Below are 15,532 nucleotides of genomic sequence, written 5' to 3'. Positions count from 1 at the left end.
CGGCGGCCATGGCGTCCAGCACCCGCCATCGGCATCGCCTATAATGGCGCGGCATTCGCCATCCACCCGACAGCGAGCACGACATGACCCAGGACGAACTCAAGGACGCCGTGGCCGCCGCCGCCATCGACGAGATCCGCCCCCGCCTCGAGCGCGACACCATCCTTGGCATCGGCACCGGCTCCACCGCGAACCGCTTCATCGACCGGCTGGCGGCGCTGCGCCATGACTTCCGCGGCGCCGTGGCCAGTTCGGAGGCCAGCGCCGAGCGCCTGCGCGGCCACGGCATCGAGGTCTTCGAGCTCAACGAGGCCGGTACCGTGCCCTTCTATATCGACGGTGCCGACGAAGTGAACGCTCACCTGCACATGATCAAGGGGGGCGGTGCGGCCCTGACCCGGGAGAAGATCGTCGCCGCCTGCGCCGAGCGCTTCATCTGCATCGCCGACGCCTCCAAGAGAGTCGAGCGGCTAGGCCACTTCCCGCTGCCGGTGGAGGTGATCCCCATGGCTCGCTCCTACGTGGCCCGGGAACTGGTCAAGCTGGGGGCCGACCCGGTCTATCGCCAGGGAGTGGTCACCGACAACGGCAACCAGATCATCGACTGCTTCGAGTTCATGATCGACGACCCGGTGGCCATGGAGGCACGGCTCAACGCCATCGTCGGCGTGGTTACCAACGGCCTGTTCGCGGCCCGCGGTGCCGATGTGCTGCTGCTGGGCACCGCGCAGGGCGTGGAGCGCCTGCTGCCCGCCTGACCCGATATGTCGAAGCGAGCACTCACTCCGCCGGCATGAGGCCTTCCAGCCCCGCCAGGGTGCGCGCCAGGGCCCCCCGGTTGGCCGCGACCACCTCGCGGCCGGCCTCGGCGAGGCGCTGTCGCGCCTTCCGGTCGCCGAACAGGCGCAGCAGCTCGGCGGCCAGCGCCCCGGCATCGTCGACCTCCACCAGGGCCCCGGCCCCGCGCATCGCCTCGGCCACGTCCTCGAAGTTGGCCAGTGTCGGCCCGGTGAGCACCGGCGTGCCCACTGCCGCCGGCTCCAGCAGGTTGTGTCCGCCGATGGGCGCCAGGCTGCCGCCGACGAAGGCCAGATCGGCCGCGCCATAGAACGCCAGCAGCTCCCCCATGGTGTCCCCCAGGTAGACCGCCGTGTCGTCCCCGGGCCACTCGTCGCGCGAGCGGCGCGCCAGCGTCAGGCCTGCCTGGCGGCACAGTGCGGCCACGTCGTCGAAGCGGCGGGGGTGGCGGGGCACCAGGACCAGCAGGGCATCGGGAAGCCGCTCACGCAGGCGGGCATGGGCGGCCAGCACCTGCTCGTCCTCGCCGGGGTGGGTGGAGCCGGCCACCCAGACCGGCCGGTTGCCCAGCCGAGTGCGCAAGCGCTCACTCACCTCGCGGGCCTCGTGGTCGGTGCCGATATCGAACTTCAGCGAGCCCACCACCGTGGTGCGGGCCGGTGCCATGCCCAGGTCGACGTAGCGTCGGGCATCGACCTCGGACTTGGCCGCCAGCCAGGCCACATGGCTCAGGGCCTCCGCCATCAGGGGGCGCAGTCGACGGTAGCCCTGGAAGGCGCGGGACGAGAGACGACCGTTGACCACCGCCACGGGCACCCCCGCCCGGTCACAGGCGGCCAGCAGGTTGGGCCACAGCTCGGTCTCGAAGAAGAGGGCGAGGTCGGGCTGCAGCCGGGCGACGAAGCGACGGGCCGCCCCGGGGAAGTCCAGCGGCACGAAGTGATGGCTCACTTCGCCCTCATCCCCCGAGCCATGGCGACTCCCTGCCAGCGCCAGCACCCGCTCCGCCCCGGTGGCGGTCATGGTGGTGATGACCAGGTGGTGACCGGGCCAGCGTTGCCGGAGCGCCTCGATCAAGGGCCGGGCGGCCTGCACCTCGCCCACCGAGGCGCAGTGCAGCCAGAGGGTGCGTGCCCCCCTGGCGTAGGGCGGGATGAGGCCCAGCCGCTCGCGGCGCGGCCGCCCGGGCAGCTGCTCGCGCCAGACGCGTCGCCAGATCAGCGGCGCGAGAAGATAGAGGAGCGTCGCATAGCCCCGACGGATCCAGGGTCGTGGTGCCGGCATCAGGTCTCACGGTCGAGGATGGTGGAGATCATCGCCGTGGTGGAGACGCCATCCTCGAAGCCCAGCACCCTGACCTCGCCCCCCGCCTCGCGGACGGCCGCGCCGCCGGCGATCTCCTCGGGACGATAGTCACCGCCCTTGACCAGCACGTCGGGCAGCACCGCCTCGATCAGCCGCTGGGGGGTGTCCTCGCCGAAGGGCACCACCCAGTCGACGGCGCCCAGGCCGGCCAGCACCTGCATGCGCCGCGCCAGGGGATTGATGGGCCGTTTGGGGCCCTTGAGGCGGCCGATGGATGCATCGTCGTTGACCGCCACCACCAGCCGGTCGCCGAGGCGCCGGGCCTGTTCCAGGTAGGCGACGTGGCCGGCGTGGAGGATGTCGAAGCAGCCGTTGGTCATCACCACCCGCTCGCCACGCGCCTGGGCGGCACGCACCGCCTCGATCAGCGCGGGCTCCTCGATCACCCCGAACTCGGCCAGCTTGTCGCCGTGCAGGGCGGTATAGAGCTCGGCAATGGAGAGGGTCGCGGTACCGGGCTTGGCCACCACCAGGCCGGCGGCCAGATTGGCCAGGGTCATCGCCTCCGCGAAGCCGTGCCCGGCCGCCAGCGCCAGGCCGAGCACGCCGATCACAGTATCGCCCGCCCCGGTGACGTCGAAGACCTCGCGGGCCCGGGTGGGCAGGTTCAGCGGCTCGTGTCCCTCGCGAATCAGCGTCATCCCCTTCTCGCTGCGGGTGATGAGCAGCGCCTCCAGCTCCAGCTCGGCGCGCAGCGCCTCGCCCCTGGCGGAGAGCTCGGCGTCGTCCCGGCAGTGGCCCACCACGGCCTCGAACTCGCCCAGGTTGGGGGTGATCACGCTGGCCCCGCGGTAGCGGCTGAAGTCGCTGCCCTTGGGGTCCACCAGCACCCGCTTGCCGGCGGCCTTGACCAGCCGGATCAGCGCCTCGACCCGGTTGAGGGTGCCCTTGCCGTAGTCGGAGAGGATCACCAGGTCGCAGTCGGGCAGGGCCGCCTCGACCCGTGCCAGCAGCCCGGTGGTGTCGACATCGCCGAGCCCCTCCTCGAAGTCCAGGCGGATCAGCTGCTGGTTGCGGCTCATCACCCGAAGCTTGGTGATGGTGGGAATACCGGGGCTGCGGTCGAAGTGAGTGCTCACCCCGGCATCCTCCAGCCGGGAGGCCAGCCGGTCGGCATTGTCATCGTCACCCACCAGGCCGGCCAGGGCGGCATGGGCGCCCAGGGAGGCGATGTTGAGGGCCACGTTGGCGGCCCCCCCGGGGCGGTCCTCGGACTCGTCGACCCGCACCACCGGCACCGGCGCCTCCGGGGAGATGCGCGAGGTGCCGCCATGCCAGTAGCGGTCGAGCATGACATCGCCCACCACCAGCAGGCGGGAGCGCTCCAGGGCGGTCAGGTCAAGCTTCATCGGGGGACTCCGTGTCCTGTGGGGTCTCGGGTAGGGCCAGCACTGCCTCGAGGCGGTCGATCACGTCCTCGGCACGAATCAGCGACATGGCATCGGGGTGACGGACCCGCTGGCCCCAGGAGAGTTCCGCGGGCTCCTTGTGCAGGAAGGTACGCGCGGCGTCCGCATAGCGGTCGACCACGAAGTCGCGCCAGCGGTAGGGGCCGGCCCGGTCGGGATTGGTGGTGGCGTAGAGCCCGACCACCGGGGCACCCAGGGCATTGGCCATGTGCACCGGGCCCGAGTCCGGGGCGATCACCGCGCGGCTCCCCCGGATCAGTGCCAGCAGGCCCTTGAGCGAGGTCTCGCCGATGACATCGATCACCACCCCGCCGGGACAGAGGGCCTGGATGCGCTCGCCGAGCTGGCGCTCCTGGGTGCTGCCACCGCCGGTGAGCACCGTCTTCAGGCCATGCTGGCGCCAGGCATGCTCGACCACCGCCGCATAGCCCTCGGCGGACCAGTTGCGGAAATTGCGCAGGCGCGGGTTGGCGCACGGGCTGATCAGCAGGTAGGGCGACTCCCCGGTAATCTGCCGCGCCTCCTCGACGGCCGCGTCGGGCACCGGCAGGTCCCAGGCCAGCGAGAGGTCCTCGACGCCCAGCAGGCGCGCGAAGTCGAGGTACGACTCCAGCACATGGGCCCGGGGGTGGGGCGCCAGGTGGCGCTGGGTGAACCAGTGCTGGGCATCCTTGGCACGGGCCTTGTCGTAGCCCACCCGCACGTCGGCCTTGAGCCCCAGGGAGAGCACGCTGGCCCGCAGCGCCTGCTGCATGTGCAGCAGCACGTCGAAGCGGGTATCGGCCAGCTCGCGCCACAGGGCGCGCATGCCCGCAAGCCCCGTCGCCTTGTCGTAGACGACGAACTCGACCCCGGAGAGGCCCGCCAGTAGACTGTGCTCGCCCTTGCCGATGATCCAGGTGAACCTCGCCTCGGGCCACTGGCGCTGCAGGGCACGCACCGTCGGCACCAGGTTACAGACATCGCCCAGGGCGGAGAGCCGCAGTACGCAGATATGCTGGGGTCGGGCGGGCAGAGGATGCTTCATGCGGTTGGCAACGTATCGAGCGGGAAAGATTTTCATTCTATATGATGCGGACAGTTTATGTGACGCCGACCGGGGGTCACAAACGGCGCCGCTCCTCCCCCCTCACGGCTTCGATCCCGACTACTGGCGCGACGCCGGCCGGGTCATCGGCGAGGCCCCGGGGCGCGGGGCCAGCCTCTTCCTGGATGCCAGCCCCTTCGAGGCAGGCGCCCAGTGGGTGCTCAGACCCTATCGTCGCGGTGGCCTCATCGCCCGGCTCAGCGACGACCGCTACCTGTGGACCGGCCTGGAGCGGACCCGCGCCTTTCGCGAGTCTCGCCTGACCGCCGACCTGCATGCGCGCGGCCTGCCCGTGCCTCGGCCGGTCGCCGCTCGGGTGACCCGCCATGGCCTCACCTACGACGCCGCCCTGATCACCGAGCGCATCCCCGGCGCCCGCGCCCTGGCAGACCTCCTGCAGCAAGATGAAGCCGGCGCCGCGCTGCTGGCGCGCGTCGGCACCACCATCCGGCGCTTCCACGATGCCGGCCTGGATCACGTGGACCTCAATGCCCGCAACCTGCTGGTCGACCCACAGGACGAGGTGTGGCTGATCGACCTCGACCGCTGCCGGCTGCGTCCCGAGGGCGCCTGGCAGGCAGGCAACCTGGCGCGTCTCGAACGCTCGCTGGTGAAGTTCGGCGCCCCCGAAGCCATGGTGGCCATCCGCGAGGCCTATGAGCTGCCCACCAAGGCGTCGGCATAAGCCTCCACCAGGCCCTGCACGTGGGCCGCCAGGGTGAAGTGAGCATTCACTTTCTCTCGAGCCGCCTCCCCCAGGCACTGCCTCAGTGTGGCGTCCCCGGCCAGCTCCCCCATGGCGTCACGCCAGGCCAGGGGATCATCGGGCGCGGCAAGGCGGCCCGTCTCGCCGTCGATGAGCTCGGGAATGGCCCCGCTGTCGGCGCCGACCACGGCCTTGCCGGCGGCCATGGCCTCGATCACTGTCAGGCCGAAGGCCTCGTTGCGCGACGGCACACAGACGATGTCGAGGGCCTCGAACAGCCTCGGCAGGTCCGCCCGGAAGCCGGCGAAGGTCAGCCGCTCGCCCAGGCCGAGTTCGGCCACGCGGTCGCGTAGCTCGGCCACGAAGGCCTCGCTGCTGCCCTCTGCGGCGGTCAGCCCGCCGATCAGCACCCCGTGCCAGGCCAGCGCCGGATAGCGCTCGGAGAGCCCGGCCAGCGCCTCGATCCAGATGCCCTGGCCCTTGCCCGGGGTCAGCCGGCCTGCCAGGCCGATCGCCACCGCCCCCGGCGGGATACCGAGCGAATCGCGCAGCGCCTGCCGCTCTGAACCGGTGAGGCGCGGCACATAGGGTGCCGGGTCGATGCCTAGGTAGAGCCGGCGGATGCGCCCGGGCGGCAACGGGAAGGCCGCCAGGTTACGTTGCCGCGTCGCCTCGCTGATGGAAAAGATGCGCGTCACCTTGCCGTAGGCCCAGCGGTGGTAGGGATCCTTCTTGGGACGCGTGACGCCCATGTGGTCGGTGAAGAAGAGCCGCAGCGAAGGACGCAGGGTCACCAGCAGCGCCCCCAGGCGCAGGTCGCTGGACTTGTGGCAGTGGAGTATCCGGATATCGTGGGCCTTGAGGTATCGGAGCAGGCGCCCCACCCTCAGCAGGGCCTGGCCACGGGAGGCCACGGTCAGCGGCGTGACGCCGGCATCAACAAGGCTGGCGGCGACCCGTGAGCCCGACAGCGCCAGGCCATGGGCCGCCCACCCCTGCCGCCTCAGCTCGGGTATAATCCGCGATGAATACATTTCCAGTCCGCCCCAGCCGTTCGAGAGGCAGATATGCATGACCTTGCGGGACAAGGGGGTCTCCTTTGCGGTGACGGGGCTCGGGAGCCCGGATGATGACACTTCGCCCTGCCGGCGGGGACGGCGACCGCCCTCGCCTGCTGGTGGTTCGCAACGACAAGCTCGGGGATTTCATGCTCGCCTGGCCGGCACTCGCCTGCCTAAAGGCCGTCGAACCGGCGCCCCGTGTCAGCGTCCTGGTTCCCGCCTACACCGCGCCGCTGGCCAGGCAATGCCCCTGGATCGACGAGGTGCTGATCGACCCCGGTGACGCCGGCGGCCGAGCGGGGCGCCGGACGCTGCTCCAGCGCCTGCACGAGGCGCGCTTCGATGCCCTGCTGACCCTCTTCTCCACCCCGCGCATCGGCTGGCTGGGCTGGCGGGCCGGCATTCCCCTGCGCCTCGCTCCGGCCACCAAGTGGGCCCAGCTATTCTACAACCGACGCATCGTGCAGCGCAGGTCGCGCTCCGAGAAACCGGAGTACCTCTACAACCTGGAGCTGGCCGAGGCCCTGCTGGCGGAACTCGGGCTCGCAGTGCCGGCACGCCCCGAGCCGCCCTACTGGCCGCTCCCCGAGGGGACCCGCGCGACGCAGCGAGCGCGCATTGCCGATGAGCTGAGCCTGGACGGCTCGCGACCCTGGCTCTTCCTGCATCCCGGCAGCGGCGGCTCGGCCGTGAACCTCACCCTCGAGCGCTATGCCACCCTGGTGCTGGGCGTGGAGGCACGACTGGCCGCGGCGAGTCGCCCCGCCCCGGCCTGGGTGCTCACTGCCGGCCCGGGCGAGGAGGCCGCGGCCGACCGGCTCCGCGAGCGCCTGGTCGGCGAAGGAGTGACGGCAGGCCTGCTGCCACCCCGCCGCGGGCTCGATGACTTCGCCCTCAGCCTGTCGGCCGCCGACCTGTTCATCGCCGGCTCCACCGGCCCCCTGCACATCGCCGGCTGCCTGGACCGCCCCACCGCGGGCTTCTATCCGTCCCGCCGCTCTGCCACCCCGCTGCGCTGGCAGACCTGCAACGCCGAGGCCCACCGGCTCGCCTTCTGTCCGCCCCCGGGTGCCGGTGAGCGCGACATGGCGAGCATCGACCTGGAGGCCGCGGCGAGCCGGATCGCCGGCCACCTGGGCCACTTCCCGACCCGCGAGACGACACCATGACGCCGATCACCGGAATCATCATCACCCTCGATGAGGCGGAGAACATCGCCGACTGCATCGCCTCGCTGCGCCCCGTCTGCGACGAGATCATCGTCGTGGACTCGGGGAGCCGCGACGATACCGTGGCGATCGCTGAACGCGAGGGTGCCAGCGTCATCCATCAGCCCTACCTGGGAGACGGTCCCCAGAAGGCCTTCGCCGTGCCCCGGGCACGCAACGACTGGATACTGGCCCTCGATGCCGACGAGCGCCTCGAGGAGGATGCCGTCGCGGCCATCCGGGCACTGGCGCTGGAGGATCCCGACATGGCCTATCGCTTCAAGCGACGTAACTTTGCCGGCCACCACTGGATCAGGGCGGCCGGCTTCTACCCGGATCCCGTGACACGGCTCTACAACCGTACCACCTCGGGTTACCTGCCGAAGAAGGCCCACTCCTCCGTGCAGGCACCGCAGGTCCTGGACACGGGGGGCCATATCCGGCACTTCACCTACCGCGACCTCTCCCACTGGATCATCCGCATCGATCAGCTCTCGAGCCGCGATGCCTGGGCGATGAAGCAGCGGGGGAAGGGACCCTCCCGCTACCGGCCAACCTGGCATGCACTCAGTGCCCTGTTGAGGAAGCTGATCCTCAAGGGGGGCCTGTTCCAGGGCGCGGACGGGATGACGGTGGCCGTGACCACCGCGTTTCATGCCTACATGAAGTACGCCAAGCTCAACGAGCTCCACGAGAGGGAGCGTTCCGACCATTCCGAGTCGGCCTGACACCCTGATCACGCCCGCCCGTGCCTCGGCCTGGGTGAACGGCACTCAGGAAGGCGTCCTGAAACGGGTGGCACGAACAGGCCATGGCAGAATCATGAAGCTCAAATAACAGAATGTACTAATATTATGGTAAGCATCTGGCGCACCCTGAAGAGCGCCCATCGGTGCATTCGTTTCCTGTCCCTTGGTAAGCTGGTGCCGAACTCACCTCAGTGTCCCTCCCTCATGCCCAGCCGTTTCCTGCCACCCCCGCATCGCCAGCCGCGCTGGTGGGCCCTGCTCGTCATCGGGCTGTGGCTCGGTTTCACCGTGGCGACCCTGACGCGCCTCCCCACCTGGGGCCTGGTGCCGGTCGCCGGGGGATGGCTGCTGCTGGCCCGCCGGTGGCGCTGGGGGGCACCGCCGCAACCCCACCCCGTGCGCAGGGTCTGGCCCTGGTCGCTGCTGCCGATCGCCCTGTGGGGGCTCTACGTCTACCTCGCCGACAGCTTCGGTATGGTCGATCTCGGCGCGGTGTTCTTCCATCTCCAGGCCGGCATGGAGGAGCATGGCGGCGGGGAGCGCATCGGCGCCGCCATCCTCTATACCCTGAGCATGCTGCTGCTGCTGGTCTCCTTCACCTGGCTGGTGCGGGTCGACCATCGCTGGCGACTGGCGGAGCGACTGCTCGCCCTGGCCCTGCTGGCAGGCAACCCCATGCTCTATGGCATCGGTCAGCGCGGCGCCGCCATCGTCACCGAGGATGGCGCCTGGCTGGAGCGCCAGTATGTCGAGCCGGTCATCCTCGAGGCCCCGCGCGACCCGCCCAACCTGCTGCTGCTCTACCTGGAGAGCCTCGAGCGCACCTATGCCGACCGGGAGCGCTTCGGTGATGCCTATGCTCACCTGGAGGCCCTGGGCGAGAAGGCCGTGGTCTTCGAGGGGGTCCGCCAGGTCGACAACACCGGCTGGACCATGGCCGGCATGATCGCCAGCCAGTGCGGCACGCCGCTGATGCCCGCCGGGCTGCTGCATGACAGCCAGTTCGAACCCCTCGGCAAGGTGGTGCCGGGCGTCGACTGCCTGGGTGACCTGCTCGACGCCCGGGGCTACTCCCTCACCTACATGGGCGGTGCCAGTACCCGGTTCGCCGGCAAGGGTGTCTTCTACCGGGACCATGGCTTCGACAGGGTCCTGGGACGGGAGGAACTGGAGCCAGGGCTCGAGGCCCCCGACTACGTGAACAGCTGGGGCCTCTACGACGATACCCTGTATGACCTCACCGTCGAGGAGATGCGCCGGCTGGAGCGCCAGGACGGCCCCTGGGGCCTGGTCAACCTGAGTATCACCGGGCATGCCCCCAACGGCTACCCGGCCCGCGACTGTCGGGAGAGGCAGGGCGAGTTCGACGGCGTGGACATCCTCTATTCGGTGGAGTGCTCGGCCTGGCTGGCCCGCCGGCTGGTGGAGCGGCTCGAGGAGGAGGGTCTGCTGGAGAACACCCTGGTGGTGGTCGCCAGCGACCACCTGACCATGCGCGTCTCCGCCTGGGAGCAGCTGGTCGCCGGGGAGCGGGACAATACCTTCATGCTGCTGGGGGAACAGTTGCAGCCGCGCCGGCTCGAGGTCGAGGCATCGACCATGGATCTACTGCCCACGGTGCTCGAGGCCATGGGTTTCGTGATCGACTGGCATCGCGCGGGGCTGGGAGTGTCGCTGCTCTCTGCCGAGCCGACCCTGGTCGAGGAGCACGGGCTGGATACCCTGAATGCCCGCCTGAGGGAGGAAACGGCCCTACAGGAGCGCCTGTGGGAAGGCCTGGAGCCGCCGCAGGGCCCACCGCCGCCCCCGGAGCCGGTCGTCGAGCAGGTCGTCGAGACCCCCAAGGACCAGGCGCTCGAGGCGCCCGAGGAGTTGCCCTAGCTCGCCAGGATTGCCTGCAGGATTCGCTCGGGCATGAGCTGATTCAGGCAGTTGGTATGGCCCAGCGGGCAGGTGCGCTGGAAGCAGGGCGAGCAGTCGAGGGCGAGATAGTGCACCTCGGCGTTCTCGGTCAACGGCGGTGTATAGGCCGGCGACGATGACCCGTAGATGGCCTGTACCCGGGTCCCTACCGCGGCCGCCACGTGCATCAGCCCGGAGTCGTTGGTCACCACCTGCTGGCAGTCACCGAGCAGGTCGACGGCATCCGCCAGCCGCGTCCTGCCGCACAGGTTGTGGGTGTGGGGAAGCGCATCGGCGATCACCTCGCCGGCCTCCACGTCCTTGGGACCTCCCAGCACGCGGACCTCGAACCCCTCTACCACCAGCGATCTCGCCAGTTCCCGGAAATAGGCGAGCGGCCACTGCTTGGCGGGACCATATTCGGCCCCCGGCATCATGCCGATAGCCGGGCGCGACGAGAGCCCCAGTTCGACACGGCGCTCGACCAGGTTCTCGGTGTCCAGGCGCAGCCGGGGCCGGGGTATCGGGAAGTCGCCCCGGGTGGCCTCCTCCGCCGGAAGCCCCAGGGCCACGAAGCGCTTGACGGTCTGGTCCAGTACCGCCTTGTCGAGCCGCCTGCGGTCATTGAGCAGCCACAGGCGCTGCTCCCCGGTGAAGCCGGTCCGCCGGGGGATCCGCGCCAGGAAGGGCACCAGCGCCGACTTCCAGGAACGCGGCAGCACGATGGCATGGTCGAACCGCCCCTGCAGGGAGCGGGCGAGGTGCCGCCGGGTGGCCAGGCCGAACTGGCCATGCCCCACCTCGAGGCTGGCCACCTCGTCGACCTCGTCCATCCGCTCGAGGATCGGCCGCGACCAGGCGGGGGCCACCACGGTGATCCGGCTGCCCGGCTGCCTCGCCTTCAGGGTCTTGAAGAGGCTCTGCGCCATGACCATGTCGCCGACCCAGGAAGGCCCGACCACCAGGATGCGAGGCTCTCGAGAGGCCGGCACCTGCGGGGCCTCAGCCATTCAGCCACTCAAGGTACTCACGCACCCCCTCGGCCACGGTACGAAACTCGCCATCGTAGCCTGCCTCGCGCAGGCGGCTGATGTCGGCGCGCGTATAGCTCTGGTAGCGCCCCTTCAGTTCCTCGGGAAAGTCGATGTACTCGATCCTGCCGCGCCCATAGTAGTCGACCACAGTCTCGCCGATGGCCTTGAAGGGCTCGGCGCGGCCGGTGCCCAGGTTGAAGATGCCGGAGGCCTCGGGGTGATCCAGGAACCAGAGGTTGACGTCCACCACGTCGCCCACATAGACGAAGTCGCGGCTCTGCATGCCGGCCTCATAGCCCTCCCAGGCACCGAACAGCTTCACGTTCTGGCCGGCGCTGATCTGGGTATGGTGATGGTAGGCGACGCTGGCCATCTTGCCCTTGTGCTGCTCCCGGGGCCCGTAGACATTGAAGTAGCGAAAGCCCACCACCTGGCTGGTGAAGTCGTCGTGGCGGGCACGCACGTACTGGTCGAACAGCAGCTTGGAGTAGCCGTAGACGTTGAGCGGCTTCTCGTGCTCCGGGGCCTCGAAGAACACCTCGCTGCCCCCGTAGGTGGCCGCCGAGGAGGCGTAGAGGAAGGGAATGCCCTCGCGCTGGCAGAAGTGCAGCAGCACCTTGGAGTACTCGAAGTTGTTCTCGAGCATGAAGCGCCCGTCCCACTCGGTGGTGTCCGAGCAGGCGCCCTCGTGGAAGATGGCCTCGATGGGCGGCAGGTGCGACACCTCGCCATTCATCGCCGCCTTCACCCGGGCGAGGAAGTCATCCTTGTCCAGGTAGTCGCCGAGGGTGCAGTCGGCGAGATTCACGAACTTGGTACCGTCGCTGAGGTCGTCGACCACCAGCACATCGTCCCGGCCACGGGCATTGAGTGCCTTGACCAGATTCGAGCCGATGAAGCCGGCCCCGCCTGTCACTACGATCATGGGAATCCTCTCGTCTCCGGGCCTGCGCCTATAACCGATCTTCCGGTGATTGTATACTTGACGGCTCGTGAATTCATGGCCAACGGTGCTTCCAATGACACAGTCGACGCCAGACGTGACAACCTTCCAGGGCCTTATCCTCGCCCTGCAGCAGTACTGGGCCGATCAGGGCTGCGTGATCCTCCAGCCCCTGGACATGGAGGTGGGCGCCGGCACCTTCCACACCGCCACCTTCCTGCGCTCCATCGGTCCCGAGACCTGGAACGCGGCCTACGTGCAGCCCTCCCGCCGCCCCACCGATGGCCGCTACGGCGAGAACCCCAACCGCCTCCAGCATTACTACCAGTTCCAGGTGGTGATGAAGCCCTCCCCCGCCGACCTGCAGGAGCTCTATCTGGGCTCCCTCAAGCACCTGGGGCTCGACCCGCTGATCCATGACATCCGCTTCGTCGAGGACAACTGGGAGTCTCCCACCCTCGGCGCCTGGGGCTTAGGCTGGGAGGTCTGGCTCAACGGCATGGAGGTGACCCAGTTCACCTACTTCCAGCAGGCCGGGGGCCTGGAGTGCTATCCGGTCACCGGCGAGCTTACCTACGGTCTCGAGCGCATCGCCATGTACCTGCAGGATGTCGACAGCGTCTACGACCTGGTCTGGACGGTGGCACCGGATGGCAGCCGCGTCACCTACGGCGACGTCTACCTGCAGAACGAGCGCGAGCAGTCGGCCTACAATTTCGAGCACGCCGACGTCGACTTCCTCTTCGCCTCCTTCGACCACCAGGAGCGCGAGTGCACCAAGCTACTGGACGCCAGCCTGCCGCTGCCCGCCTACGAACAGGTGCTCAAGGCCTCGCACACCTTCAACCTGCTGGATGCCCGCCACGCCATCTCGGTGACCGAACGCCAGCGCTACATCCTGCGCGTGCGCACCATGGCCCGTGACGTGGCCCAGGCCTACTTTGACTCGCGCAAGGCCGCCGGCTTCCCGCTGGCCCCCGAGGCCTTGCGCCACGAACTGCTTGCCGAACAGGGAGACGCTTGATGGCTGCCAATACCCTACTGGTCGAACTGGGCGTCGAGGAGCTGCCACCGGGCGCCATCGATGATCTCTCCGACGCCCTTGCCGAGGGCATCCGCCGGGGTCTCGTCGAGGCCGACATCGACTTCGGCGAGGTCCTCGCCCATGGCGGCCCGCGCCGCCTGGCCGTCCAGGTGCGCGAGCTGGCCGACAAGCAGCCCGACCGCGAGGTCGAGCGTCGTGGCCCGGCCCTGGCCGCCGCCTTCAAGGAGGGCCAGCCGACACGCGCCGCCGAGGGCTTCGCGCGCTCCTGCGGGGTCGGCGTCGACGACCTGATCCACCTGGAGACCGACAAGGGCACCTGGCTGGGTTACCGCGAGCAGCAGCAGGGCGAGGCGACCACGGCCCTGCTCCCCGCCATCGTCGAGAAGGCCATCGGCGCCCTGCCGGTGCCCAAGAACATGCGCTGGGGGGCCTCCCGGGTGGAGTTCTCCCGGCCCGTCCACTGGCTGGTCATGCTCTACGGTGACGAGGTGGTCGAGGCCAGCGCCCTGGGCCTGCAGGCAGGACGCACCACCCGCGGCCACCGCTTCCACGCGCCGGCACCCATCGAGCTGGCCCACGCCGAAGACTACCTCGACGCCCTGGAACAGGCCTGGGTGCTGGCCGACCGCGACAGGCGCCGCGAGCGCATCCGCGAACAGGTACTGGCCGAGGCCGAGGTCCAGGAGGCCACGGCCGTGATCGACGAGGAATTGCTCATAGAGGTCAGCGGCCTGGTGGAGTGGCCCGTGGCCCTGACCGGCAGCTTCGACGAGCGCTTCCTCGCGGTCCCCGCCGAGTGCCTGATCTCGTCCATGAAGGCCAACCAGAAGTACTTCCACCTGCTCGACCACGAGGGTCGCCTCAAGCCGCTGTTCATCACCATCGCCAACATCGACAGCCACGAGCCGGAGCAGGTCATCCAGGGCAACGAGAAGGTGATCCGCCCGCGCCTGGCCGATGCCGCCTTCTTCTACGACACCGACCGCCGCCGCCCGCTGGCGGAGCGGGCCCCGGAACTGGCCGGCGTGGTGTTCCAGAAGGCCCTGGGTACCCTGGCCGACAAGGCGCATCGCAGCGCCGCCGTGGCGGCCTTCATCGCCGGTCGCATCGACGGTGACGTGGCCCAGGCACGGCGCGCCGCTGAGCTCGGCAAGTGCGACCTGGTCACCGAGATGGTCCTCGAGTTCCCGGAACTCCAGGGCATCATGGGACGCTACTACGCCGCCAACGACGGCGAGGCCGCCGAGGTGGCCCAGGCCCTCGAGGAGCAGTACCTGCCCCGCTTCGCCAGCGACGCGATCCCCCGGACTCGTACCGGCCTGTCGCTGGCACTGGCCGATCGCCTCGACACCCTCACCGGCATCTTTGGCATCGGCCAGCGCCCCAGCGGCACCAAGGACCCCTTCGCCCTGCGCCGGGCCGCCATCGGCGTGATCAACATCCTGGTCAAGGGCAAGCTGGCCCTCGACCTGCGTGAGTTGCTGGAACTGGCCGCGGCGCAACACCAGGAGCTTCCTTACGCGGAGGGACTGGTGGACGAGGTGCTCACCTACATGCTCGACCGCTTCCGCGCCTGGGCTCGGGACGAGGGCATCGACACCGAGGTCTATCTCGCCGTGCGTGCCCGCCCGGTGACCCAGCCCCTCGACTTCGCGCGTCGCCTGCGCGCCGTCCAGGGCTTCTCTCGTCGCGAGGAGGCCGCCGCACTGGCCGCCGCCAACAAGCGGGTCTCCAACATCCTCACCAAGCAGCAGCACGACGGCAGCACCGAGGTAGAAGCCGACCTGCTCCAGGAACCCGCCGAGCAGGCGCTCTACGAGGCCCTGGCGTCTCGCCGCCAGGCGGTGATGCCGCTCTTCGCCGAGGCGCGCTACAGCGAGGCGCTGGACGCCCTAGCGGGCCTGCGCGAGCCGGTGGACACCTTCTTCGACCAGGTCATGGTCATGGCCGAGGACCCGGCGGTTCGCCGCAACCGGTTGGCCCTGCTCGCCGCCCTCCAGGCCCTCTTCCTGGAGGTGGCGGATATCGCCCTGCTCCAGCAGTAAGCAATCCTCGCAATGAGAAACGAGGCCGGCGATCCACGCCGGCCTTTTTCATGCCCGACACCGTCTGTTCCACGAGAAACACTGGTGGCGGCTTGGCGGCTTGGCGGCTTGGCGGCTTGGCGGCTTGGCGGCTTGGCGGCTTGGCGGCTTGGCGGCTTGGCGGCTTGGCGGCTTGGCGGC

Annotated in this window: 13 protein-coding genes; 7 read left to right on the top strand and 6 right to left on the bottom strand. The window is 69.5% G+C overall.

Annotated elements, in window-relative coordinates:
• The first annotated feature begins 83 nt into the window (after positions 1 to 83).
• Positions 84 to 758, top strand: coding sequence for a ribose-5-phosphate isomerase RpiA (gene rpiA / locus DFP85_RS12770; RefSeq protein WP_133636650.1), 675 nt, complete (start codon positions 84 to 86; stop codon positions 756 to 758).
• A gap of 22 nt (positions 759 to 780) precedes the next feature.
• On the opposite strand, the gene waaA is transcribed toward rpiA, so the two are convergent.
• From waaA to DFP85_RS12755, 3 genes are read right to left on the bottom strand one after another with little or no spacing between them, the layout of a single operon-like run.
• A complete protein-coding gene (gene waaA, locus DFP85_RS12765) occupies positions 781 to 2,082 on the bottom strand; it encodes a lipid IV(A) 3-deoxy-D-manno-octulosonic acid transferase (protein ID WP_133636649.1) in 1,302 nt (433 codons plus the stop codon).
• Positions 2,082 to 3,512: a bifunctional D-glycero-beta-D-manno-heptose-7-phosphate kinase/D-glycero-beta-D-manno-heptose 1-phosphate adenylyltransferase HldE gene (gene hldE / locus DFP85_RS12760; protein WP_133636648.1), complete on the bottom strand. Its 1,431-nt coding sequence runs from the start codon at positions 3,510 to 3,512 to the stop codon at positions 2,082 to 2,084. The genes waaA and hldE overlap by 1 nt, the downstream gene beginning before the upstream one ends.
• Positions 3,502 to 4,599, bottom strand: coding sequence for a glycosyltransferase family 9 protein (locus tag DFP85_RS12755; RefSeq protein ID WP_133636647.1), 1,098 nt, complete (start codon positions 4,597 to 4,599; stop codon positions 3,502 to 3,504). Before DFP85_RS12755 ends, hldE begins: the two co-directional genes overlap by 11 nt.
• Between DFP85_RS12755 and DFP85_RS12750 the strand changes: the two genes are divergently transcribed.
• Positions 4,598 to 5,344: a 3-deoxy-D-manno-octulosonic acid kinase gene (locus tag DFP85_RS12750; protein WP_133636646.1), complete on the top strand. Its 747-nt coding sequence runs from the start codon at positions 4,598 to 4,600 to the stop codon at positions 5,342 to 5,344. The genes DFP85_RS12755 and DFP85_RS12750 overlap by 2 nt on opposite strands.
• On the opposite strand, the gene DFP85_RS12745 is transcribed toward DFP85_RS12750, so the two are convergent.
• The gene (locus DFP85_RS12745) at positions 5,314 to 6,453 is read right to left on the bottom strand and encodes a glycosyltransferase family 4 protein (RefSeq protein ID WP_243737299.1); all 1,140 of its coding nucleotides are present in this window, start codon (positions 6,451 to 6,453) and stop codon (positions 5,314 to 5,316) included. The genes DFP85_RS12750 and DFP85_RS12745 overlap by 31 nt on opposite strands.
• Before the next feature lie 41 nt (positions 6,454 to 6,494).
• Here DFP85_RS12745 and DFP85_RS12740 point away from each other — a divergent pair, with 41 nt between their 5' ends.
• The 3 genes from DFP85_RS12740 (at position 6,495) to DFP85_RS12730 (ending at position 10,264) form a co-directional block, all read left to right on the top strand.
• Entirely contained in the window at positions 6,495 to 7,595 is a 1,101-nt protein-coding gene (locus tag DFP85_RS12740; protein WP_133636645.1) for a glycosyltransferase family 9 protein, read from the top strand.
• Entirely contained in the window at positions 7,592 to 8,362 is a 771-nt protein-coding gene (locus tag DFP85_RS12735) for a glycosyltransferase family 2 protein (RefSeq protein WP_133636644.1), read from the top strand. The genes DFP85_RS12740 and DFP85_RS12735 overlap by 4 nt, the downstream gene beginning before the upstream one ends.
• A gap of 225 nt (positions 8,363 to 8,587) precedes the next feature.
• Positions 8,588 to 10,264 carry a sulfatase-like hydrolase/transferase gene (locus tag DFP85_RS12730; RefSeq protein ID WP_133636643.1) on the top strand — a complete coding sequence of 559 codons (1,677 nt, stop codon included), beginning with the start codon at positions 8,588 to 8,590 and terminating at the stop codon, positions 10,262 to 10,264.
• Here the strand turns inward: DFP85_RS12730 and waaF are convergent.
• Together waaF and rfaD are read right to left on the bottom strand one after the other, a co-directional pair.
• Positions 10,261 to 11,295, bottom strand: coding sequence for a lipopolysaccharide heptosyltransferase II (waaF, locus tag DFP85_RS12725; RefSeq protein ID WP_133636642.1), 1,035 nt, complete (start codon positions 11,293 to 11,295; stop codon positions 10,261 to 10,263). The genes DFP85_RS12730 and waaF overlap by 4 nt on opposite strands.
• Positions 11,288 to 12,244, bottom strand: a complete 957-nt coding sequence (gene rfaD, locus DFP85_RS12720; RefSeq protein ID WP_133636641.1) for an ADP-glyceromanno-heptose 6-epimerase — start codon at positions 12,242 to 12,244, stop codon at positions 11,288 to 11,290. The genes waaF and rfaD overlap by 8 nt, the downstream gene beginning before the upstream one ends.
• 94 nt (positions 12,245 to 12,338) lie before the next feature.
• Here rfaD and glyQ point away from each other — a divergent pair, with 94 nt between their 5' ends.
• Positions 12,339 to 13,286, top strand: coding sequence for a glycine--tRNA ligase subunit alpha (gene glyQ / locus DFP85_RS12715; RefSeq protein ID WP_106231142.1), 948 nt, complete (start codon positions 12,339 to 12,341; stop codon positions 13,284 to 13,286).
• Positions 13,286 to 15,352, top strand: coding sequence for a glycine--tRNA ligase subunit beta (glyS, locus tag DFP85_RS12710; RefSeq protein WP_133636640.1), 2,067 nt, complete (start codon positions 13,286 to 13,288; stop codon positions 15,350 to 15,352). The genes glyQ and glyS overlap by 1 nt, the downstream gene beginning before the upstream one ends.
• Positions 15,353 to 15,532: the final 180 nt, after the last annotated feature.

Source organism: Halomonas ventosae, from assembly GCF_004363555.1.
GTDB lineage: Bacteria > Pseudomonadota > Gammaproteobacteria > Pseudomonadales > Halomonadaceae > Halomonas > Halomonas ventosae.
Note: the sequence above shows the minus strand (reverse complement) of the source record. Positions and strands in the feature narration are given on the sequence as shown.

What these genes read in the sequence shown, in the direction of transcription:
- rpiA (WP_133636650.1), top strand. Translation starts at nt 84, where the DNA reads ATGACCCAGGACGAACTCAAGGACGCCGTGGCCGCCGCCGCCATCGAC.
- waaA (WP_133636649.1), bottom strand. Translation starts at nt 2,082, where the DNA reads ATGCCGGCACCACGACCCTGGATCCGTCGGGGCTATGCGACGCTCCTC.
- hldE (WP_133636648.1), bottom strand. Translation starts at nt 3,512, where the DNA reads ATGAAGCTTGACCTGACCGCCCTGGAGCGCTCCCGCCTGCTGGTGGTG.
- DFP85_RS12750 (WP_133636646.1), top strand. Translation starts at nt 4,598, where the DNA reads ATGCGGTTGGCAACGTATCGAGCGGGAAAGATTTTCATTCTATATGAT.
- DFP85_RS12755 (WP_133636647.1), bottom strand. Translation starts at nt 4,599, where the DNA reads ATGAAGCATCCTCTGCCCGCCCGACCCCAGCATATCTGCGTACTGCGG.
- DFP85_RS12740 (WP_133636645.1), top strand. Translation starts at nt 6,495, where the DNA reads ATGACACTTCGCCCTGCCGGCGGGGACGGCGACCGCCCTCGCCTGCTG.
- DFP85_RS12735 (WP_133636644.1), top strand. Translation starts at nt 7,592, where the DNA reads ATGACGCCGATCACCGGAATCATCATCACCCTCGATGAGGCGGAGAAC.
- DFP85_RS12730 (WP_133636643.1), top strand. Translation starts at nt 8,588, where the DNA reads ATGCCCAGCCGTTTCCTGCCACCCCCGCATCGCCAGCCGCGCTGGTGG.
- waaF (WP_133636642.1), bottom strand. Translation starts at nt 11,295, where the DNA reads ATGGCTGAGGCCCCGCAGGTGCCGGCCTCTCGAGAGCCTCGCATCCTG.
- rfaD (WP_133636641.1), bottom strand. Translation starts at nt 12,244, where the DNA reads ATGATCGTAGTGACAGGCGGGGCCGGCTTCATCGGCTCGAATCTGGTC.
- glyQ (WP_106231142.1), top strand. Translation starts at nt 12,339, where the DNA reads ATGACACAGTCGACGCCAGACGTGACAACCTTCCAGGGCCTTATCCTC.
- glyS (WP_133636640.1), top strand. Translation starts at nt 13,286, where the DNA reads ATGGCTGCCAATACCCTACTGGTCGAACTGGGCGTCGAGGAGCTGCCA.